The organism is Thalassospira sp. A40-3, from assembly GCF_015871485.1.
Taxonomy (GTDB): Bacteria; Pseudomonadota; Alphaproteobacteria; order Rhodospirillales; family Thalassospiraceae; genus Thalassospira; species Thalassospira tepidiphila.
Genome location: NZ_CP065428.1, coordinates 2,098,536 through 2,120,154, shown reverse-complemented (window position 1 = coordinate 2,120,154; position 21,619 = coordinate 2,098,536). Strand labels below are relative to the sequence as shown.

Sequence of the window (21,619 nt, the reverse complement as noted above, 5' to 3'; positions counted from 1 at the left end):
TTTTTTTACTAAGCTGTTTGATTAATCGGTTTTTGTGTTTTTACGCGCTACCCGATTGGATGCCACCAGCTTGCGCTGCTTTTTCGGTGTGGTCTTTTTCTTTGCCGCTGCTTTCTTGCCTTTGGACTTGGTCGCAGACGACCCAGCCGGACCATTTGCATCCCGCGGCCCGGATCGGAAACCGGGCTTGCTGCCATGGCGATGGCTGCGGTCGCCGGGGCTGCCACGCCGTTTGCCCGCACCACGACGTCCGCGCGGCCGTTCAACCAGATCGCGGGCGGTAATGTCGGCGTGTTCGGCAAGTCGCAATGCCAATGATCCGGTGGCCGCATCGGCATCGGCGATCCTGACGACAACCGTATCACCCAGTTGGAACTTCTTGCCGCGATTTTGCCCGACAAGTGCGTGGCTTGCTGCGTCATGGATGTAATAGTCATCGGGCAGGGTAGATATCGGAACCAGCCCGTCTGCACCTGTTTCGTTCAATGAAACAAACAGACCAAAGTGGGTGACGCCAGAAATCTTACCGGGGAATTCCGCCCCGACCTTGTCAGACATATAGGCAGCGACATAACGGTCAACCGCATCGCGTTCGGCCATGGCCGCCCGTCGTTCGGTGCCCGAGATGTCCTCACCAATCTGTTCGAACCGTTCGCCTTCTTCGGGCGTCAAACCGCCTTCACCAAGCTTGAGGCCCGCGATCAAAGCACGATGGACCAGAAGGTCGGCATAGCGCCGGATCGGGGAGGTAAAGTGCGCATACCGTTTCAGTGCAAGGCCGAAGTGCCCGATATTGTCGGGGCTGTACATGGCCTGTGACTGGCTGCGTAGAACGACCGTGTTGATCAGCTCAGACTCTGGCGTGTCCTTGGCCAGTTCAAGAATGCGGTTGAAATCACGCGGTTTCAGGACCGATGCCTTGTTCAGCTTGTAGCCAGCGCCTTCAAGGAATTCGTGCAGCGCTTCAAGCTTTTCCTCGCTCGGTGCATCGTGGATACGATACATGCAGGGCTGCTTGATACGTTCAAGTTCCTCAGCAGCACAGACATTGGCTGCGATCATGAATTCTTCGATCAGCTTGTGACTGTCAAACCGTGCACGCGGTGCAATGGCAACGATCTGTCCGCTGTCATTAAGCTCGATCTTGCGTTCGGGCACATCAAGCTCGAGCACGCCACGTTTCTTGCGTGCTTCCAAAAACGCATTGAACGCGCCATACAGCGGCTTGATGATGGTATCAACCAGTGGACCGGTGGTGTCGTCTGGCTGGCCGTCCATGGCGCGCTGAACCTGATCATAGGTCAGTCGGGCGGCCGACTTCATCATTCCGCGGCAGAATTTGTGACGCAGTTTATGGCCGTGTTTATCCAGCCACATTTCAACCGCCATGCAGCCGCGATCTTCATGCGGGACAAGCGAACACCAGCCGTTCGAAAGCTCAAACGGCAACATCGGCACCACACGATCCGGGAAATAGCAGCTATTGCCGCGTTTGACCGCTTCGCGATCAAGTGCATCGCCCGGACGCACATACCAGGACACATCAGCGATCGCGACCATGATGTGCCAGCCGCCTTCATTGGCGGGATCGGGGTCGGCTTCGGCCCAGACGGCATCGTCAAAGTCACGCGCATCGGCACCATCAATGGTGACCAGCGGGATGTCGCGCAGATCAGTGCGTTTGCCCAGAGGTGTTGCCTTGGACTCGCGTGCCTGAAGTTCGACTTCAGGCGGGAACTCAAATGGAATGCCGCGCGCATGGATCGATACAAGGCTGATGGATTTCGGTTCATTGATATTGCCAAGAACCTCGGTAATCCGGCCTTTGCGCAGCCCAAAATGTTTGCCCGGCAAAATTTCGGTCAAAACCAGTGCGCCGCTTTCAAGATCAGGATGATCATCCAGCGGAACCGCGATCTCGCCGCTATCCTTGCGATCTGTGGGCACAACGCGGCCTTCGCGTTCATTGGGGCGATAAAGCCCCAAGACGCGCTGTGGCCCGCTTCCAAGGACCCGCATGATGCTGGCTTCGTATGTATGCTTGCCGGTATAGCGAAGCTTGGCCAGAATCTTGTCACCAATGCCTGGCGCACTTGGGCCGCCACGACGAATTGATTTCACAACAATCAGCGGCGGTTCGTATTCATGTTTCCAGACATTCGGTTTGGCCAGAACTTCGCCGTCGTCATCAACGCCGGTGATTTCCAGAACTTCAACCGGGGGCAGGCGGTCGGGTTTGTCAAAACGCCGGCGGCCCTTGACGACATCGCCACCAATCTTCAGGTCTTTCAGGATCTTTTTGAGTTCGATCTTGGCTGCACCCTTAATGTTGAAGGCGCGCGCAATTTCGCGCTTCCCAACCGGTGTCGGGCTCATATCGATGAACTCGATAATCTCTTCCTTGGTGGGGAAGTGTTTTTTGTCTTCTGTATCGTTCGCCAACGTTGCGGCGTCCTTTCATAGGTATTCCAAAGAAAAGGAAGGCGGCGATTAATTCGCCGCCGCCTTTTTCGTGGTTGTCTTCTTCGCTGCGGGCTTCTTTGCAGCCGTTTTCTTTTTCGCAGGGGATTTTTTCTTAGCCGTTGCGGTTTTGGTTGCCGTTTTCTTGGTCGCGGCCTTGGTCGTTTTGCCCGACTTGGCTTCCTTTTCCTTGATGGCCTTGATGGCCATTTCAAGGGTGATGTCATCACGTTCTACATCGCGGATATTGGCGATGGTTTTCTTGTGCTTAACAAACGGTCCCCAGCGACCAACGGCGACAAAGATCGGTTCACCATCATCGGGATGCTTGCCGATTTCCGTGCCGGACTTCTCACGCTTATCCGCGATCAGGGTGATCGCCCGGTTTTCACCAATCGTCAGAACATCATCGTCGGCCTTGAGCGAGGCAAAAATGCTACCCGCCTGAACGTATGGGCCGAAACGACCGATATTGGCCTTCATTTCCTCGCCAGTATCGGGATAAATCCCGACAACACGTGGCAGGGTCAGAAGTTCTTCGGCCTTGGTCAGGTCAACGACAGATGGCTCCAATCCCTTGGGCAGGGATGTGCGTTTCGGTTTGACCTTTTTCGGCTTGCCGTTCTTGCCTTCGACTTCCTCTTCCTCGCCAAGCTGCACGTAAACACCATACGGGCCTTTGCGAAGGGTGATTTCCTTGCCGGTTTCCTTATCAATGCCAAGGACTTTGGGGCCGGAGTCAAGTTCGGATTCGGAGCCGTTTTCATTGGCAACGAGCGGCCGGGTATAATTGCATTCCGGATAGTTCGAACAACCAAGAAAGGCGCCAAACTTGCCGAGCTTGAGGCTCAGCGTTCCATCCGTGCATTTCGGGCATTTATGCGCGTCTGTTCCATCTTCGCGGGGCGGGAACAGGTAGTTTTCCAGCATCACCTGAAGGGCATCAAGGACGTCCGTGATCTTGAGTTCCTTCGCCTCGTCGACATTGCCTTTGAACGACTTCCAGAAATCCTTGAGAACGTCTTTCCATTCCAGCTTGCCCATGGAAACTTCATCAAGCTGGTTTTCCAGATCGGCGGTGAAGTTGTACTGCACATAGCGTTCAAAGAATTTCGACAGGAAGGCGGTCACGAGGCGACCGCGGTCCTGTGCGACGAAACGGCGACGTTCCAGCAACACATAGTTCCGGTCCTGAAGAACCGAAATGATCGACGCATAGGTCGACGGACGACCAATGCCGAGTTCTTCCATCTTCTTGACCAGGCTCGCCTCGGTATAGCGGGGCGGGGGCTGGGTGAAGTGCTGATCAATGCTGACTTTGCCAAGGTCAGGCTTCTGGCCTTCTTTTAGCGGCGGCAGGCGACGATCATTTTCGTCCTCGGCCTCGTCATCCTTGCCTTCCTGATAAAGCTTCAGGAAGCCGTCAAACTTCACAACGGAACCATTGGCACGCAGAACCACGTGATTGTCATTCGATGACAGATCAACTGCGACCTGATCGAAACGGGCGTCTTCCATCTGACACGCCACGGTACGTTTCCAGATCAAGGTGTAAAGTGCTAGCTGGTCCTTATCAAGGTGACGCGAAACCTGTTCGGGACGACGGAACAGATCGGTCGGGCGGACAGCTTCGTGGGCTTCCTGTGCGTTCTTGGCCTTGTTGGCAAAGCTGCGCGCGCTGGCCGGAAGGTATTGATCGCCATAATCCTTGCCAATCAGGCGGCGTGCGGCGGCGAGTGCTTCCTGTGAAAGCACCACGGCATCGGTACGCATATAAGTGATCAGACCAACCGTTTCGCCACCGATATCGACACCTTCATAAAGGCGCTGGGCAAGCTGCATGGTGCGTTTCGCGCCAAAGCCAAGCTTACGCGATGCTTCCTGTTGCAGTGTCGATGTGGTGAAGGGGGGCTGCGGACGCCGTTTGACGTCTTTGCGCTCAACCTTTGAAACGGTGTAGCTGCGGCTTTCGACCTTTTCCTTGGCGATCTTGGCGGCACTTTCATCACCAAGTGCCAGCTTATCAAGCTTTTCGCCGTTCAGATGGGTCAGACGTGCGGAAAACTTGCCCTCTGGAACGGCAAAGCCAGCCTCAAGCGACCAGTATTCATCGGGCTTAAAGGCTTCTATCTCAATCTCGCGTTCGCAAATCAGGCGGAGCGCAACCGATTGCACGCGGCCAGCCGAACGCGAACCGGGCAGTTTGCGCCACAGAACCGGCGACAGGTTAAAGCCGACAAGATAATCAAGCGCACGGCGCGCCAGATAGGCATCCACCAGTTCCTGATTAAGCTCGCGCGGATGGGCGATGGCTTCGGTGACGGCTTTCTTGGTGATCTCGTGAAACACGACGCGATGAACATCGCGACCGCGGAGCAGCTTTTTCTGCTCGAGAACTTCAAGAATGTGCCAGGAAATGGCTTCCCCTTCGCGATCCGGGTCAGTCGCGAGGTAGATGGTGTCAGAGTCACGTGCCGCGGAAGCAATTTCCTTGATCTGCTTTTCGGAACGGCCATCGGTTTCCCAGACCATTGCAAAATCATTGTCGGTATCGACCGAACCATCCTTGGACGGCAGATCACGGATATGACCAAACGAGGCCAGTACCTTATAATCGTCACCGAGATATTTATTGATCGTCTTGGCTTTGGCCGGGGATTCGACGATGACAAGATTCATTACGTTTTTCGTGTCCGGTTCTTGCGCCCGAAGGCGGTCATTATGCTGTGTGGTCCGTAACCTGAAAGTCTGCACACATATATTATAGTGTGTCGCTGTTTTTCAGATCAAATTGCGCAAATTGCGGCAAATCACAACAATATTTGTCACATCCATATCCGACGCGACTCTCATTTGGCGATACGCGATACCCTATTTCCGGGGTGACGTTCAACCCTTCCTGCAAGTTCGAGCTCAATCAAAATTGTCGAAACCTGCTCGGCGGGCAAGTCAGACGTACGAATGAGCTCATCAATCAGAAGGGGGCTAGCAGATAGCAAATCAAAGAGTTTTTCCATCTCTTTGACGGAGTCTTCGTTGGTGTCGGGTTCGTCAGAAAATTCTTCTAATTCAATTGATTGCCGGGTTTTCTTTTCACCCAGAATGACCGCGTCTTGTTCCAGTGATGCCGTTATCTCGTGATATGCCTCGGCTGAGGTGTCAGAGATTGCGTCGCGCGCATCTGTGTTGAAGGTGTGATTTTGTTCAAACAGATGACTGTTTTGCTCGGCGGTTCGAAGGGCATCCAGAATTACGTCAGCAGAGTCGCACAAGATTGCACCGTCACGGATCAAGCTGTTTGGACCTGCTGCGCGTGGATCGGTCGGGGAGCCCGGAACGGCAAACACATCGCGCCCTTGTTCGGCGGCAAAGCGGGCGGTGATCAGCGATCCGGAATTCCGCCCGGCCTCGATGACAACCGTTCCCAAAGACAGTCCGGAAATGATGCGGTTGCGACGGGGAAAGTGCCTTGCCTGTGGTTGGAGGCCAGGAGGCATTTCTGACACCACACACCCCTGTTCACAGAGTTGCGCATAAAGGTCCTGATGTTCGCGGGGATAAACGACATCCACGCCGCCACCCAGAACAGCAATCGTTCCACCGCCTGCATCATGTTTGCCTTGCAAGGCCGCCGCATGGGCTGCGCCATCAATGCCGCGTGCCATACCTGACACAACCACATAGCCCGCGTTTACGAGCTCATGACTGATTTTACGGGCAAATCCGCATCCCGTTGCCGAAGCATTGCGCGCACCAACGATCCCGATGGCGGATTTTCCAAGAAGCTCAATCCGTCCGATGGCATAAAAATAGGGCGGGGCATCATCAATTCGCGCCAGAAGTGCCGGATATTCCGGGTCGCCGAAAATGATCGGTCGGGCGCGCGATGCCTTCGCGGCCTCAATTTCCGCAACCGTTTCGTCGCGACTGGCAATCTTGATCTTTCGCGTGGTCTTTGCTTGGGCAATTACATCGGGCAGGGCATCCATGGCATTTCGGCCTGAACCAAACCGTTCCAGCAATTTGCGAAAGGTAACCGGTCCGACATTGGTGCTGCGCGCCAGTCGCATGCGTGCCAGACGTTCCGATTGCGATAATCGCGATGGTTGTTGGTTAGGTAAATGCATAACGCCCGGATTGTGGTCATCCGGGCGTTATTTCGTCAAGCTATTCGAAGGGGCGACTTGCGCCTATGAAACAGGGGTTTCTTCGTCAGCCTGCTTTTTCTTCTGGCCGATCTTGGGTTCTTCGCCGTGGATCAGGCGTTTGATATTGGCGTGATGAGCAAGCCAGACAATGACAGCCAGAAACACACCAAGCCACACGGCACCGGGATCGTTGGCGATGAAAAACGCCGCCAACGGGGCTGCGATCATGGCGATGAGTGCCGAAAGCGAAGAAATCCGGAAAATCAGCGCCATGACCAACCACGTCAGCGCAGCGCAAAGGCCCATGATCCAGTTGACGGCCGCAAGCGTGCCAAGGGTAGTCGCGACCCCTTTGCCGCCCTTGAATCGCAGCCAAATCGGGAACATGTGGCCAATAACTGCGGCACCGCCGGCAAAGATGCCTTGCTCCGCACCATAAAGGTGGGTGAACAGCAGGGCGGCAAAGGCGCCTTTGCCTGCATCGCCGATCAGGGTCAGGAAGGCCAATCCCTTGCGACCTGTACGCAGAACGTTGGTTGCACCGATATTGCCGGAACCAATCTGGCGGATGTCGCCAAGCCCTGCCATGCGGGTCAGAACCAGACCAAACGGGATAGAGCCCAACAGGTACCCACAGACCGTCGCAACCTGGAGCGACATCAACATTGCCTTATAGGTGGCATCAAGTTCCATTTCAGGCACCTTCCGAGAAGACTTCGCGGCCATCGATCAGGGTGCGCAGAACGCGCCCCTGTGTCAGACGGCCGTCAAACGGTGAATTTTTCGATTTCGAATGGAACTGGTACGGATCAATTTTCCATGGGCGATCCGGATCAAAGATCACCAGATCGGCCGCGGTTCCCTCTGCCAGTGTTCCGGCCCCTTTGATGCGCACCAGTTCGGCTGGTGTGCGGGTCAGTTTGGTAATCACATCGAGCAGCGACATATGCCCGTTGTGATAAAGCTCCAACGCCATCGGAAGCAGCGTTTCAAACCCGACGGCACCGGCAGCGGCCTGCGCAAAGGGCAGGCGTTTGGAATCGGCATCTTGCGGGTTGTGGTCCGACGCAATCGCGTCAATCGTGCCATCGGCAAGGCCGGCAACAATCGCCTGTCGGTCATCCTCGGAGCGAAGCGGCGGAGACAGCTTGGCAAAGGTTCGGTAATCCGAAACCGCATTCTCGTTCAGTGCGAAATAGGGCGGTGCGGTATCGCAGGTGACTTTAAGCCCGCGTTTCTTCGCCTTGCGGATCACTTCCACCGATTCACCGGTCGAAATATGGGCGAAATGCAGACGCCCACCAGTCATTTCAACCAGTCGCAAGTCGCGTTCGATCTGAATGACTTCGGCAAGTGGCGAGACACCGGAAAGGCCAAGACGGGTTGCCAGTTCGCCGCTATTCATCGACGCCCCCTTGGAAAGCTCGGGCTCTTCCGGGTGCTGGACGATCATGCCATCAAAGAACGTGGAATAGGACAAGGCCTGGCGGAGCAGACGTGCACTGGCGATGGTCTTGATCCCGTCGCAGAAGGCAACCGCACCGGCCTGATGAAGCAGACCCATTTCGGTGATTTCCTGCCCCTCGATGCCCTTGGAGACGGCGCCATAGACAAATACCTTGGCCAAGCCAACCTTGCGGGCGCGACGGGCAATGAATTCGACACCGGCCACGTCATCAATCACCGGATCGGTGTTGGGCAGGGCAATAATGGTGGTGACGCCACCGATTGCCGCCGATTTGCCAGCGGTTTCGATGGTTTCCTGATGTTCAAATCCCGGTTCACGCAATTGGGCGCGCATATCAACCAGACCCGGTGCCAAACATGCACCGCCAAGGTCAATGACCTCAAAACCATCTGGAACAGTACCTTCGGTGATGTCCGCGCCACTTTTGGCAATGGTGTCATCTTCAATCAGAAGGCCACCGGTTTCATCGGTTTGTTTGACCGGATCAAGCAGCCTGGCATTGATGAAGGCTTTTTTGCCGGCTCCTTTGGCGCGAATGGCGGGGCTCATGCCTGACCTCCGATCTTTCTGTGGTTCTGCACAAGCAACTCAAGCGCTGCCATGCGCACCGCGACGCCCATTTCGACCTGTTCGCGGATGACGGAACGTTCAACGTCGTCAGCCACTTCACTGTCGATCTCGACACCGCGGTTCATCGGACCGGGATGCATTATCAGGGCATCGGGTTTGGCGTTGGCAAGCTTCGCACGGTCAAGCCCGTGGAAATGGAAGTACTCGCGCACCGACGGGATGAAGCTGCCTTCCATGCGTTCCAGCTGCAGACGCAGCATCATGACGATGTCGCAATCCTTCAGGCCTTCTTCCATGTTATGGAAAATCTCGACACCCATCCGGTCGATCTTGGACGGGATCAGGGTTGGCGGGGCGACAAGGCGCACGCGCGATCCCATGGTGTTCAAAAGCAGGATATTGGAACGTGCAACACGCGAATGGGCAATATCGCCACAGATCGCAACATTCAGGCGATGCAGGCGTCCCTTGTGGCGGCGGATGGTCAGGGCATCAAGAAGTGCCTGGGTTGGGTGTTCGTGGCGACCGTCGCCCGCATTCAAAACCGCACAATTGACCTTTTCGCTCAGAAGCTTGACCGCGCCACTATCGCCATGGCGGACAACCAGTGCATCCGGGTTCATGGCATTCAGGGTCATCGCCGTATCAATCAGGGTTTCGCCCTTTTTGACCGAACTGGTGCCGACCGTCATGTTGATGACATCAGCCCCCAGACGTTTGGCAGCCAGTTCAAACGATGTCAGCGTCCGGGTGGAGTTTTCGTAAAACAGATTAACAACTGTCGCGCCGGCCAGAATATTGCTGGTCTTGTCTGCGGAGCGGTTTTTTTCCGCATAGTGCTGGGCGCGATCCAGAATAAGGGTGATTTCCCCGGGGGTAAGACCCTCGATCCCGAGGAGGTGTGGGTGCGGATAATGATCCGCCGCTGGTCCCATGACGCTCATGGCGTTGCACATTTCCCTTGGATGATCTTTGAAAAATTTCGGGCGGAGCATAACGAATTGCCCCTGTCACGAAAAGTTAAATATTGCCGGTAATGCCGATCCAATCGCTTCAAATTTCCTGACTGATCGGTCAGGTTTCAGGCGGCGAAGGCCAGACGATCGGCGATCAGACGGCCTGGGTCAAAATGGCGATCACCGGCATGGTGATAATCGCAAGCAGGGTATGAACGGTGATGATGCTGGCCATCATCTGCGCATCGCCCCCCATGAGGCGCGCAAGAACATAGGCACTGGCAGAGCAGGGCAGTGCCGCATAAAGCACCACCGCAGCAAGTTCGATATCGGGCAGTCCCAGCATCAGGCACAGACCGGCTGCAATCGCTGGGCTCAACACCAGTTTTCCAACACTTGAAACCCCGACCGGAAAACCTGCGCGCCGTGCAGCCGAAAGATCAAGCCCGGCACCAACGGCAAGCAGGCCGATGGGTAGGGCCGCGCGTCCAAGCACCTCAAGAAAGGGGCCAATGATTGGCGGCAAGCCAATTCCCAGAACGTTAAACAGGCTACCCAGCACGCATGCCATCAGAAGCGGATTTTTTGCCACATCACGCAGCAATGACAAAACGCCGGGCTTGCGATCATTTTCACCCAGATGGGCACATGCCAAAACGGAAATAACGTTAACTGTGGGTACGACCAACGCGACGCAAAGGGCAGTAACGGTTAGTCCGTGTGTGCCAAGCAAGGCCGCGGCAACGGCAAGCCCGATATAGGTGTTTGGTCGAATGGCGCCTTGCACCAGTGATGAAAATGTTGGTGCCGAAACCTTCAAAACGGGGCGCGCCACAAGGATCAGGGCGGTACAGATCGCAATCGTGCCGAGCATTGCCGTTGCAATCCCCAACAGCGGCAGGCTGCCAAGGTCTGCTTTGGCGGTGTTGGAAAAAAGAAGGGCCGGGAAGGTGATGAAATAGGTCAGTTTCTCTGCACCTGGCCAAAAGCTGTCGGGCAGGAAACGCCGTTCACGCAGCACATACCCGACAACGATCAGGGCAAAGGTCGGCAGAAGTGCTGAGAGAATGGCAAGCATCAGGTGGCTTTCATCACGTAATGAAGAAGAACTTTCAACGTCACCATACTGTTATCACTGATCTGAGCAGGGTGAAATACGCTCGGAATATCTAATTGGCATAGATGACTAAAATTCAGTTGGTGTCGAGTTGTTCTTTGCCGGTGTTTTCCGATGTGATAGTCAGCACATCCAACAGGTTTTGGCGTCGATAGACTGTTTGTTCTGCAAAGTCGTCCAGCTCGCTGAATGTTCAAGGAAAGGGACGCCATGTCACGCGCGATTGATCACATTGTATTATGTGTGAATGATCTTGATGCCGCGATAGCTGTCTATACGCAGCTCGGATTCACAATGACCCCGCGTGCAGTTCATCCCTTTGGTACCGGAAATGCCCTGATCCAGCTTGACGGGATGTATATCGAACTTCTTGCCGTGATTGATCCGGACAAGATTGCCGAAACGGACCTTGCCCAGCCATTTTCGTTTCCGATCTACAATCGCGACTATCTGCGTCATCGCGAAGGCATGTCGATGCTGGCTCTGCAATCACGCGATGCCGAGCAGGACAGACAAAAATTTATCGCTGCCGGTGCCGCAGTGCCGCCGGTATTTCACTTTGAGCGCGATGCAAAGACGCCTGATGGCAAAACAGTCGGCGTCGCCTTTTCGTTGGCCTATGCCAACCATCCGCTGTTGCGGCATGCAGTGACGTTTGTGTGTCAACATCGTCACCCGGTGCAGAATTTCTATTTCCCTGACTATCAACGCCATCAGAACGGCGCTGTTGCGATTGGCAAGGTTCTTGTTGATCACTGGGCGGCGGAAGCGGTGCGCGACTTCTATGAGGAAATCGGAGTCGACGCGATTGTCGATGCCTTGCATGGCGACGAACTGATTTCGCGCTATGGGGTAGAGGACACCGCATTCCCGACAGACGGATTTGCCGGCTTTGAATTGATTGTCGATGATATCGCGAAAATCGCCGATGCAGCCGTCGCAATGGGGGCCGTTGAAAAAGACGGCATGCTTATCATCCCGCCTTCACGGTTCTTCGGGGTGATGATGGTGATCAAAGCCAAATAAAAAGCTGCCTGAATGAGCAGGCAGCTTTGATATTGTTGGGCATGGCGGGCTGACGGTTATCAGTCTTCTTCTGCCTCGATATCGTCATCGTCGGCTTCGGCGTTCTCGCCGGGATCGGTATGGCGGTTCAAGTGATCCAGCGCGCCTTGCAAGATATAGGCGGCTGCTGTCTTGTCGACGACTTCAGCACGGCGTTTGCGGGTCATGTCGACTTCTTCAATCAGAATGCGCTCGACCGCGTTTGTTGACAGGCGCTCGTCCCACATCAAAACCGGCAGGTCGATATACTTTTCCATTTCGTCGATAAAGGCATAGACGCGATGGCACGCCTTGCCGATCGAACCATCAAGTTCGCGCGGGAAGCCGATGATAATGCCGCCGACATTCTGTTTGTCGATAATCGACGAAAGCTGGGCAATATCGCGTGTGAACTTCTTTCGTGAAATCAGTTCATACGGTGAGGCAATCTGCAGCCCTACATCTGATAGGGCTACGCCAATTGTCTTGGTGCCCAAATCAAGGCCCAATACACGTGCTGCAGGTGGCAAGAACCGCAGCAATTCCTGAGTGTCATTGCAAATCATGGCGACCTTATAGGAGTCTTTTTGCGAAATTGCCAGCGCAAAGCAAATGTATCGTTTTCCGATTTATGGAAGAAACGACGCCGAGTTGAGTGTGTGGGCGCATTTTATTCTAAATGCAGCCAAGAATGGCGGACTTCCTAGCGTAAAAATCTTTCTGAATGATGAGGGGTTGAAGTGCCTCAGCAGGTTTGTTTTAATATCGCACTGCCGAAATTGATCGAAATCGAAATATGCAGGGCGAAACAGGCAGACCGATATGCGCAGATCATCTTGAGAGAGAAAAAACAGAAAGACGCAGCGCACCTATTACACGTGAGTGTCGCAATGCTTCTATCCACGGGGTTCGGGAACCGTCATGCTCGACAGGTTCCAGTTGATTTCCGCATACAAAAATCACCAAAAGCGAAAACGCTGAACAAACAATGACAAATCAGGGGGTATAGGGTTTGGCCGACGGTGCATCAAATGAAGCGTTCGTTGAGTTTGAACGTGTACAGAAAAGTTATGACGGCGAGACACTCGTCGTTAAAGATCTCAACCTAACAATGCCTAAAGGCGAGTTCCTGACGATGCTTGGTCCGTCAGGGTCTGGCAAGACGACCTGTCTTATGATGCTTGCCGGCTTCGAAACCGCGACCCACGGCGATATCCGCCTTGGTGGCGTTTCGATTAACGATATCCCGCCGCACAAGCGTGGTATCGGCATGGTCTTCCAGAACTACGCGCTCTTCCCGCATATGACCATTGCCGAAAATCTGGCTTTCCCGCTTGAGGTCCGCAAATTGGGCAAAGCGGAACAGGAAGAGAAGGTCAAACGCGCACTCGATATGGTCGAAATGGGAAGCTTCGGTGGCCGTCGTCCGGCACAGCTTTCCGGCGGCCAGCAACAACGTGTCGCGTTGGCCCGTGCGCTGGTTTTCGAACCTGAACTGGTTCTGATGGATGAGCCGCTCGGTGCGCTTGATAAACAGCTTCGCGAAAAGATGCAGTTTGAAATCACGCATCTGGCCCATCAACTTGGCATTACCACGGTTTACGTCACCCACGACCAGACCGAGGCATTGACCATGTCCGACCGCGTCGCCGTGTTCGACGATGGTCGCATTCAGCAGCTTGCACCGCCAGATAAACTGTACGAACAGCCCGAAAACAGCTTTGTCGCGCAGTTCATTGGCGAAAATAACACGCTCGAAGGCGTCATCAAGGAAATCAAGGGCAACACCTGTGTTGTCCAGCTTGATGGTGGCGAAATCATTGATGCCGTTCCGGTCAATGTCAGCCAGGTGGGTGAACGTACCCGCGTTTCGATCCGTCCTGAACGTGTTGAATACAACCGTGATCGCCTGCATGCAGATGCGCATACGCTCAAGGCCGAGGTACTGGAATTCATCTATATGGGTGACATCTTCCGTACTCGCCTGCGTGTGGCCGGCAATGATGAGTTTATCATCAAGACGAGGAATGCACCGGACCAGGTGCGTCTGAAGCCGGGTCAGGAAATCGAGATTGGCTGGCTTGCAGAAGATTGCCGCGCGCTTGACGCGTCGTAACTTTTAGTCAGGCAGATACAGGACCGGTACGCCCGGGTGCTGGTCCTCAACGAATTGTCCGGGAAACAATCAGGGAGTCTATTAATGCAACTCATTAAAACCCTTACTGCATCAACAGCTTTGCTCGTTGTTGCAAGTGGTTCAGCATTTGCCCAGGAGATGGCAAATGACATGACGCTGGTCAGCTGGGGTGGTGCGTACCAGAACAGTCAGGCCAAGGCTTATGCAGAGCCTTACATGGAAATGCATCCAGAGGTTTCAATCACCTGGGATGAAAGCTCGAACGAAGCCGTTGCAAAACTGCGTGCAATGAACGAAGCCAACAACGTGACCTGGGATCTGGTTGACGTGGTTGCTGCTGATGCAATGCGCCTTTGCGACGAAGGCCTCGCAATGGAAATCGACCCGAACGAAGTTCTGGCAGAAGCGCCGGATGGTACCTCGGCAGAAGATGACTTCGGTGATCTCCTCGTAAGCGACTGCTTCATTCCGCAGATCGTTTATTCTACCACATTTGGTTACCGCGAAGACATGGTTCCGGCTGGAACTCCGGCACCGACCGACGTCTGTGCACTGTTTGACACCGAAACCTATCCGGGCATGCGTTCGCTTGAAAAACGCCCGATCAACAACATGGAATGGGCGCTGCTCTGCGACGGTGTTGCCAAGGACGAAGTTTACAGCGTTCTTGAAACCCCGGAAGGTCAGCAGCGTGCTCTTGATAAGCTGGCAACCATCAAAGACAGCGTTATCTGGTGGAGTGCTGGTGCAGACACCCCGCAGCTTCTGGCTGACGGCGAAGTCTTCATGGGTTCGACCTACAACGGTCGTCTGTTCTCCGCAATCGAAGAACAGGATCAGCCGATCGCCATGCTTTGGGACGCGCAGGTCTTTGACCTTGACGGTTGGATCATTCCGGCCGGTCTTCCGGAAGAGCGTCTGAACCGCGTTCTTGACTTCGTGAAGTTCGCAACCGACACCCAGCGTCTTGCTGACCAGGCTGCTTACATCTCGTACGGTCCGGCTCGTTTCTCTTCGGCTCCGCTCGTTGGTAAGCACGCCGAACTCGGTATCGACATGGCTCCGCACATGCCGACCGATCCGGCAAATGCCAAGAACACGTTCCTCTATAACTACGAGTTCTGGGCTGACTACCGTGACGACATCGATGCCAAATTCCAGGCTTGGCTTGCTCAATAAGAGCTAAGGGTAGGGGGCCGTTCGCGGCCCCCTTTACCGACCAATTCGCTAAACAATAAATTGCCGGTCGAAACAATAGACCGAAAACACCGGGGCAGGCTTACGGGGGCGTAATGGGTGATACATCTCAAGAAGTAGTGTTAGCTGCTGATGGCAGACCGCTAAAACAAAGTCTACGAAGGGCATTGATGCGTCAGAAGATGCGCGCGCTCATGCTGGTTGCGCCACTTTTGATCTTTGTGGTCGTGACTTTTATCGTACCGATTCTCTCGATGCTTTTCCGGTCGGTTGAAAACGACATTGTACCGAATACGCTTCCGGGAACCGTGATTGCGCTTTCCCAGTGGGATGGATCAAGCGGGGAACCGCCGCACGAAAACGTATACCGCAATCTTTACATTGATTTATTCAAGGCAGAAGAAGCTAAACAGCATACCCGCCTTGGTTCGCGCCTGAACTACGAGCAATCCGGATTGTCATCCTTGTTCCGGACCACGGGGCGGTCGCTTGATGACATCGGTGAACTTTGGCAGGATCCGCTTGAAGACATTGATCCGAACTTCGAAGAAGGTTCTTTCTGGTTCGAAATGATGTCGGGCACAGGCGGCGAAGATTTCCTTGAAACCCGCCGTGAACTGATGGCGCTGATGTCTGATGAAGACATGAGCGGTGATGTCGGCTTTGTGCCGTCAGAAGAAATCATTCAGCTGCTGCCCTGGACCGCGCGCGCCTATACCGACTTTGCCCTTTGGGCCGCGATCCGCGATGGCGACACTGTTGCCGAGGAAGATCCGTGGGAGTCCGTTTATGGCGCCCTTGGTATGGACCTGACCAATCCGGATACGGTTTCGGCGATCAACAGCTATAACGGTGCGGGCGCAAGCACCTTGCAAGCCGCTGCCGCCAATATTGATCAGCTGCCACAATTCGGTTTCCGCGAAGCTTTCACCGAAGAAGACAAAGATTGGGGCTCAGCTGATATCTGGGCAACCATCAAGCTCTATTCGCCAAGCATGACGCCGGGCTACTTCCTGAATTCCGTCGATATGACGCTGACGCCCGACGGCATCGTGATGAAGCCCGAAAATCAGCAGATTTATACGACACTGTTCATGCGCACACTGATCATGGCGCTGATCATTACCGCAAGCTGCATTGTTCTTGGCTATCCGGTGGCCTGGTTGCTTGCCAATCTGCCAATGCGTACGGCAAGTATCCTGATGATTTTGGTTCTGCTGCCGTTCTGGACGTCGCTTTTGGTGCGAACGTCGGCCTGGAAGGTTTTGTTACAGCAGCAAGGGGTGATCAACGAAATCCTTGTCTGGCTTGGCTTCGTTAACGATGCGGATCGCCTTGTTCTGATGAATAACGCAACAGGTACGGTCATTGCGATGACCCACATCCTGCTGCCGTTCATGATTCTGCCGCTGTATTCGGTGATGAAAACCATTCCGCCCAGCTATCAACGTGCGGCCAAGTCACTAGGTGCGACGAACTGGACGGCCTTCTGGCGTGTCTATTTCCCGCAATCGGTTCCGGGTATTGGTGCCGGTTCGATCCTCGTGTTCATTCTTGCGATCGGTTACTACATCACGCCGGAAATCGTTGGTGGTACGGATGGTGTCTTCATCTCCAACCGAATTGCCTATCATATTTCGAGTTCGCTCAACTGGGGCCTTGCGGCCGCACTCGGGTCCATCCTTCTCGTCGTCGTTCTTGGCCTGTACTGGTGCTACGACAAGATTGTGGGCATCGATAACGTGAAGTTGGGGGGCTAAGAACATGAATGAAGTAATCTCATACGTAAGACGGCCCGAATTGATGACCTTCACGATGCCACTGGTGGCCTTGTTGGGCGCGATGTTCGGGTTCATTACCGGCAACATCTTTGGCAGCCCGTGGGTCGGGTTCGTCATCGGTGCTGTGGTCGGTGCGGCGCTGGCCTTTGTGTTTTCGAAAATCATCAAGGTGAAAAGCAAACAGAAAACGCTGGCAACTGGCGTGCTTTTCGGCGGTGTAGGTATGATTTTCGGCGGGCTTGGCGGCCTGTTTGGTGGCTTCCTTGTCGGTATTTCGATGGGCTGGTTTGCCAACTGGGTTGGAAGTGGTCGATATCGTGCCGGCGTTCCGATCTATTACACGCCGGGTCAGGTTCTTTGGCACAACGCATTCCTGTTCATCTGTGCGTTTGTGTTCTTCTTCCTGATCGCGCCGCTTCTGCCGGTAATCTGGCTAAGCTTCAATGCCGAGAACTTCTTTACCTTTACGCCTGAAATGCTGAGCTTCAAGGCAGAAGGGTACAGCCTCAAGCATTATCGCGATTTCCTTGGGACCGACGAATGGATGGTGCCGCTCAAGAACTCGTTGATTATTGCGCCAATTGCGACGCTGATTTCGGTTTCCCTTGGGACCCTTGCCGCAATTGGTCTTAGCCAGTCGCACGTGCCGGGGCGCCAGGCGATGATGGCGGTGCTTATTTCACCGATGATCGTGCCGCTGATCATTTCGGCGACTGGCATGTTCTTCTTCTATGCGCCGCTGGGTAACTGGCTTGAGCTTAATCTTGGGCTTAATCAGGCATTCGTCGGCTATGTAAAGGTGATTTTGGCCCACGCTGTTCTGGGCATTCCGTTTGTCATCATCACGGTTACCGCGACGTTGGTTGGCTTTGACAAGTCACTGACCCGTGCGGCGGCAAACATGGGGGCAAACCCGGTAACCACCTTCTTCAAGGTTCAGATGCCTCTGATCCTGCCGGGTGTGATTTCGGGCGGCCTGTTTGCCTTTATCACCTCGTTTGATGAAGTGGTTGTGGTGCTGTTTGTCGGTTCTGCCCGTCAGCAAACCCTGCCATGGCAGATGTATACTGGTCTTCGCGAACAGATTTCGCCGACCATTCTGGCAGCCGCGACGATCCTTGTATCTGTCTCGATCCTGCTGCTGCTGACAGTCGAACTGCTGCGTCGTCGTTCCGAACGTCTGCGTGGTATGAGCCCGGGCTAAGCCGATCAGGCATTCTGTCGCGTGACACGGGGCAGGACATAAACACGAAACAGGCCGGCAACATTCTTGTTGCCGGCCTGTTTGTTTTCATATCCCCGATCCGATCTAGGCAGGCGATATTTTCGCGCGTGAGAGTTTTATCTGCCAGACAGCGCGACAACAGGCGTTCTTCGTTGCTTCGAACCCTTGCGGCAGGGGCGGCGGGGTGCTAGTTTCCGCGCTGTAATTCACGTTCTGGCAGATATCTCTCTGCCGGGTTTTTTGTCATTCCTTAAGAGAGACTTTCATCCATGTCGTCTTTGGATAAGGAAACAGTTCGCCGTATTGCCTATCTTTCGCGTATCAACGTGTCCGAAGAAGGCCTTTCCGAACTGGCGGGAGATTTGACCCGTATCCTCGATTTTGTCGAGGAACTGCAAGAAGTTGATGTTGAAGGCTGCGAGCCGCTGACATCTGTTGCCGATCTGACCCTGCCGCTGCGCAAGGATGAAGTCACCGATGGCAATATCCAGCAAAAAGTGCTGTCAAACGCACCGATGACCGATGCTGGCTGTTTTGTTGTGCCCAAGGTGGTTGAATAATGACTGATCTGACAAAGCTGACACTTGCAGAAGCCCGCGACGGGCTTGCAAAGGGTGATTATACCTCGGTCGAACTGACCGAAGCACACCTGAAATCGATGGACGCACATCGCAATCTGAATGCGTACATCACCGAAACCCCGGAAAAGGCCATGGAAATGGCCAAGGCATCCGATGCCAAGCGCGCCAAGGGCGACGCTGGTAAAATGGAAGGCCTGCCGATTGCGGTTAAAGACCTGTTCTGCACCGAAGGTGTCCAGACCACGGCGGCATCGCACATCCTCGAAGGTTTCAAACCGGAATATGAATCCACCGTCACCAGCAACCTGTTTGGCAATGGTGCGGTGATGCTGGGCAAGGCGAACCTTGATGAGTTCGCCATGGGGTCATCGAACACCTCGTCCTATTACGGCAATGTGATCAACCCGTGGAAAGATAAATCCGGCAAGGATCTAGTTCCGGGTGGCTCATCTGGTGGTTCGGCTGCGGCCGTTGCTGCCAACATGGCGCTTGCCGCGACCGGTACTGATACTGGTGGCTCGATCCGTCAGCCGGCATCGTATTGCGGTATTGTTGGTCTGAAGCCGACCTATGGTCGTTGCTCGCGCTGGGGCATTGTTGCCTTCGCAAGCTCGCTTGATCAGGCCGGCCCGATGACCAAAACCGTTCGCGACGCGGCAATCATGCTGGGTTCGATGGCGGGTCATGACGCCAAGGACAGCACGTCTGCACCGATTGCCGTTCCGGATTTCGAAGCGGCCCTGACCGGTGATATCCGTGGCATGAAAATCGGTATTCCGAAGGAATATCGTGTTGATGGTATGCCAGAAGAAATCAGCAAGCTGTGGGATAACGGCGTTGCCATGCTGCGCGATGCCGGTGCCGAAGTTGTCGATGTGACCCTGCCGCACACCAAATATGCGCTGGGCACCTATTACATCGTCGCCCCGGCAGAGGCGTCTTCGAACCTTGCACGTTATGACGGCCTGCGTTATGGCCAGCGTGTCATGGATGACGGCGACAGCCTTGATGACATGTACATGAAGTCCCGTGCTGCTGGTTTCGGCAAGGAAGTCCAGCGCCGTATCATGATCGGTACCTATGTGCTGTCGGCTGGTTATTATGACGCCTACTACAACAAGGCGCTTAAAGTCCGTCGTCGTATCTATCAGGACTTCGAAGGTGCATTCGGTCAGGTCGATGCGATCCTGACGCCGACCGCACCGTCTGCGGCCTTTGCGATTGGTGAAAACGAAGGCGATCCGGTCAAGATGTATCTCAATGACGTCTTTACCGTTCCGGCAAGCCTTGCCGGTCTTCCGGGCATTTCGGTGCCGACCGGTCTTTCGGCCGAAGGATTGCCGCTGGGTCTTCAGCTGATTGGCAAGCCGTTTGATGAAGAAACCGTTCTGCGTGTTGGTGGCGTGCTCGAAAGTGCTGCCAACTTTACCACAAAACCTGCCGGGCAGGAGGGCTGATCCATGAGCTATATTCTTGAAGGTTCTACCGGCCCGTGGGAAATCGTCGTTGGTCTTGAAGTCCACTGCCAGGTGATTTCCAAGTCCAAGCTGTTTTCAGGTGCTTCGACCAAGTTCGGTAACGAGCCCAACAGCAATGTCAGCCTCGTTGATGCGGCCATGCCGGGCATGCTCCCGGTTGTGAACGCAGAATGCGTGCGTCAGGCGGTTAAAACCGGTCTGGGTCTTAAGGCCAAGATCAACAAGGAAAGCGTTTTTGCCCGCAAAAACTATTTCTATGCCGATCTGCCGCAGGGCTATCAGATTTCGCAGTTCGACAAACCGATTGTCGGCGAAGGCACGATTATTCTGGATATGCCTGATGGTTCGACCAAGTCGGTTGGCATTGAGCGCCTGCATCTTGAACAGGATGCCGGGAAATCGATGCACGATCAGGACCCGAAATATTCGCATATCGACCTGAACCGTTCGGGTGTGGCGCTGATGGAAATCGTTTCCATGCCAGACATCCGTTCGCCGGAAGAAGCCGGTGCATACCTGACCAAGCTGCGCGCGATTGTGCGTTATCTTGGCACGTGTGATGGCAACATGAACGAAGGCTCCATGCGCTGTGATGCCAACGTTTCTGTTCGTCGTCCGGGCGAAGGTTTTGGCACCCGTTGCGAGATCAAGAACGTCAATTCCATCCGTTTCGTGATGCAGGCGATCGAGATCGAAGCAAAACGCCAGATCGAAGTGATCGAAAGTGGCGGCGAAATCCAGCAGGAAACCCGTCTCTATGATCAGCGTCTGGGGGAAACCCGCTCCATGCGTTCCAAGGAAATGGCACATGATTATCGCTATTTCCCGGATCCGGATCTGCTTCCGCTGGTTTTCGATGATGCGTTCATTTCGGAAATCGAAAAAGAACTGCCGGAACTGCCAGACGAGAAAAAGGCCCGCTTCATGCGTGAAAATGGCCTGTCGGCATATGATGCCGGCGTTCTTGTCGCCGAAAAGGAAAAGGCTGATTACTACGAAGTCGTTGCCAAGGGCCGTGATGGCAAACTGGCGGCGAACTGGGTGATCACCAACCTGTTCGGTGCGCTGAACAAGGCAGAAGTAGGGATTGCTGATAGCCCGGTAACGGCCGAAAACCTTGGCAAGCTGATCGATCTGATCTCTGACGACACCATTTCTGGCCGTATCGCCAAGGATGTCTTTGAAATCATGATCGAAACCGGCGGTGATCCGGAAAAGATCGTCGAGGAAAAAGGTCTTAAGCAGATCACTGATACCGGCGCGATTGAAACGGCAATTGACGAAGTGATTGCCGCGAACCCGGACAAGGTCGAAGAGATCCGTGCTGGTAAGGACAAGATGCTTGGCTGGTTTGTCGGTCAGGTTATGAAATCCACGGGTGGCAAGGCTAACCCGGGCATGGTCAACAAGCTGCTGCGCGATAAAATCCTCGGCTGATTGGAATCATCAGACCAAAG

General features: G+C 54.4%; 16 protein-coding genes. 8 read left to right on the top strand and 8 right to left on the bottom strand.

Annotated features, from left to right (window positions below; translation table 11 throughout):
- Positions 1 to 21: 21 nt before the first annotated feature.
- From rnr to IT893_RS09590, 7 genes are all read right to left on the bottom strand, one after another.
- Positions 22 to 2,442, bottom strand: a complete 2,421-nt coding sequence (rnr, locus tag IT893_RS09620) for a ribonuclease R (RefSeq protein ID WP_197147581.1) — start codon at positions 2,440 to 2,442, stop codon at positions 22 to 24.
- 48 nt (positions 2,443 to 2,490) lie between these two features.
- The gene (topA, locus tag IT893_RS09615; protein ID WP_197147580.1) at positions 2,491 to 5,139 is read right to left on the bottom strand and encodes a type I DNA topoisomerase; all 2,649 of its coding nucleotides are present in this window, start codon (positions 5,137 to 5,139) and stop codon (positions 2,491 to 2,493) included.
- A 170-nt stretch (positions 5,140 to 5,309) separates the two neighbouring features.
- Positions 5,310 to 6,587 carry a DNA-processing protein DprA gene (gene dprA / locus IT893_RS09610; RefSeq protein WP_286792229.1) on the bottom strand — a complete coding sequence of 426 codons (1,278 nt, stop codon included), beginning with the start codon at positions 6,585 to 6,587 and terminating at the stop codon, positions 5,310 to 5,312.
- A 63-nt stretch (positions 6,588 to 6,650) separates the two neighbouring features.
- Complete coding sequence (plsY, locus tag IT893_RS09605) at positions 6,651 to 7,301, bottom strand: glycerol-3-phosphate 1-O-acyltransferase PlsY (RefSeq protein ID WP_197147578.1); 651 nt, start codon at positions 7,299 to 7,301, stop codon at positions 6,651 to 6,653.
- 1 nt (position 7,302) lies between these two features.
- Complete coding sequence (locus IT893_RS09600; protein WP_197147577.1) at positions 7,303 to 8,625, bottom strand: dihydroorotase family protein; 1,323 nt, start codon at positions 8,623 to 8,625, stop codon at positions 7,303 to 7,305.
- Positions 8,622 to 9,581, bottom strand: a complete 960-nt coding sequence (locus IT893_RS09595; RefSeq protein WP_086013196.1) for an aspartate carbamoyltransferase catalytic subunit — start codon at positions 9,579 to 9,581, stop codon at positions 8,622 to 8,624. The genes IT893_RS09600 and IT893_RS09595 overlap by 4 nt, the downstream gene beginning before the upstream one ends.
- Before the next feature lie 175 nt (positions 9,582 to 9,756).
- Positions 9,757 to 10,680 carry an AEC family transporter gene (locus IT893_RS09590; protein WP_197147576.1) on the bottom strand — a complete coding sequence of 308 codons (924 nt, stop codon included), beginning with the start codon at positions 10,678 to 10,680 and terminating at the stop codon, positions 9,757 to 9,759.
- A 228-nt stretch (positions 10,681 to 10,908) separates the two neighbouring features.
- Here IT893_RS09590 and IT893_RS09585 point away from each other — a divergent pair, with 228 nt between their 5' ends.
- Complete coding sequence (locus IT893_RS09585) at positions 10,909 to 11,745, top strand: VOC family protein (protein WP_371810697.1); 837 nt, start codon at positions 10,909 to 10,911, stop codon at positions 11,743 to 11,745.
- 59 nt (positions 11,746 to 11,804) lie between these two features.
- On the opposite strand, the gene ruvX is transcribed toward IT893_RS09585, so the two are convergent.
- Positions 11,805 to 12,329 (bottom strand): Holliday junction resolvase RuvX, encoded by a 525-nt coding sequence (gene ruvX, locus IT893_RS09580; protein WP_008890778.1) that lies wholly within the window; start codon positions 12,327 to 12,329, stop codon positions 11,805 to 11,807.
- A gap of 446 nt (positions 12,330 to 12,775) precedes the next feature.
- Here ruvX and IT893_RS09575 point away from each other — a divergent pair, with 446 nt between their 5' ends.
- The 7 genes from IT893_RS09575 (at position 12,776) to gatB (ending at position 21,599) form a co-directional block, all read left to right on the top strand.
- A complete protein-coding gene (locus IT893_RS09575) occupies positions 12,776 to 13,879 on the top strand; it encodes an ABC transporter ATP-binding protein (RefSeq protein ID WP_008890777.1) in 1,104 nt (367 codons plus the stop codon).
- A gap of 84 nt (positions 13,880 to 13,963) precedes the next feature.
- The gene (locus tag IT893_RS09570) at positions 13,964 to 15,079 is read left to right on the top strand and encodes an extracellular solute-binding protein (protein ID WP_063089778.1); all 1,116 of its coding nucleotides are present in this window, start codon (positions 13,964 to 13,966) and stop codon (positions 15,077 to 15,079) included.
- A gap of 188 nt (positions 15,080 to 15,267) precedes the next feature.
- Positions 15,268 to 16,857 carry an ABC transporter permease gene (locus IT893_RS09565; RefSeq protein ID WP_197147574.1) on the top strand — a complete coding sequence of 530 codons (1,590 nt, stop codon included), beginning with the start codon at positions 15,268 to 15,270 and terminating at the stop codon, positions 16,855 to 16,857.
- 4 nt (positions 16,858 to 16,861) lie between these two features.
- The gene (locus IT893_RS09560; RefSeq protein WP_040823753.1) at positions 16,862 to 18,082 is read left to right on the top strand and encodes an ABC transporter permease; all 1,221 of its coding nucleotides are present in this window, start codon (positions 16,862 to 16,864) and stop codon (positions 18,080 to 18,082) included.
- Positions 18,083 to 18,372: 290 nt separating this feature from the next.
- The gene (gatC, locus tag IT893_RS09555; protein WP_008890773.1) at positions 18,373 to 18,663 is read left to right on the top strand and encodes an Asp-tRNA(Asn)/Glu-tRNA(Gln) amidotransferase subunit GatC; all 291 of its coding nucleotides are present in this window, start codon (positions 18,373 to 18,375) and stop codon (positions 18,661 to 18,663) included.
- Positions 18,663 to 20,141 (top strand): Asp-tRNA(Asn)/Glu-tRNA(Gln) amidotransferase subunit GatA, encoded by a 1,479-nt coding sequence (gene gatA / locus IT893_RS09550; protein WP_197147573.1) that lies wholly within the window; start codon positions 18,663 to 18,665, stop codon positions 20,139 to 20,141. Before gatC ends, gatA begins: the two co-directional genes overlap by 1 nt.
- A 3-nt stretch (positions 20,142 to 20,144) precedes the next feature.
- Entirely contained in the window at positions 20,145 to 21,599 is a 1,455-nt protein-coding gene (gene gatB, locus IT893_RS09545; RefSeq protein ID WP_197147572.1) for an Asp-tRNA(Asn)/Glu-tRNA(Gln) amidotransferase subunit GatB, read from the top strand.
- The last annotated feature ends 20 nt before the right edge of the window (positions 21,600 to 21,619 follow it).

Excerpts from the sequence above, each read along its gene's own strand:
- ruvX (WP_008890778.1), bottom strand. The coding sequence starts at position 12,329 with ATGATTTGCAATGACACTCAGGAATTGCTGCGGTTCTTGCCACCTGCA.
- gatA (WP_197147573.1), top strand. The coding sequence starts at position 18,663 with ATGACTGATCTGACAAAGCTGACACTTGCAGAAGCCCGCGACGGGCTT.
- gatC (WP_008890773.1), top strand. The coding sequence starts at position 18,373 with ATGTCGTCTTTGGATAAGGAAACAGTTCGCCGTATTGCCTATCTTTCG.
- gatB (WP_197147572.1), top strand. The coding sequence starts at position 20,145 with ATGAGCTATATTCTTGAAGGTTCTACCGGCCCGTGGGAAATCGTCGTT.
- plsY (WP_197147578.1), bottom strand. The coding sequence starts at position 7,301 with ATGGAACTTGATGCCACCTATAAGGCAATGTTGATGTCGCTCCAGGTT.
- IT893_RS09590 (WP_197147576.1), bottom strand. The coding sequence starts at position 10,680 with ATGCTTGCCATTCTCTCAGCACTTCTGCCGACCTTTGCCCTGATCGTT.
- IT893_RS09565 (WP_197147574.1), top strand. The coding sequence starts at position 15,268 with ATGCGTCAGAAGATGCGCGCGCTCATGCTGGTTGCGCCACTTTTGATC.
- topA (WP_197147580.1), bottom strand. The coding sequence starts at position 5,139 with ATGAATCTTGTCATCGTCGAATCCCCGGCCAAAGCCAAGACGATCAAT.
- IT893_RS09570 (WP_063089778.1), top strand. The coding sequence starts at position 13,964 with ATGCAACTCATTAAAACCCTTACTGCATCAACAGCTTTGCTCGTTGTT.
- IT893_RS09560 (WP_040823753.1), top strand. The coding sequence starts at position 16,862 with ATGAATGAAGTAATCTCATACGTAAGACGGCCCGAATTGATGACCTTC.
- dprA (WP_286792229.1), bottom strand. The coding sequence starts at position 6,587 with ATGCATTTACCTAACCAACAACCATCGCGATTATCGCAATCGGAACGT.
- IT893_RS09595 (WP_086013196.1), bottom strand. The coding sequence starts at position 9,581 with ATGGGACCAGCGGCGGATCATTATCCGCACCCACACCTCCTCGGGATC.
- IT893_RS09600 (WP_197147577.1), bottom strand. The coding sequence starts at position 8,625 with ATGAGCCCCGCCATTCGCGCCAAAGGAGCCGGCAAAAAAGCCTTCATC.
- IT893_RS09585 (WP_371810697.1), top strand. The coding sequence starts at position 10,909 with ATGTTCAAGGAAAGGGACGCCATGTCACGCGCGATTGATCACATTGTA.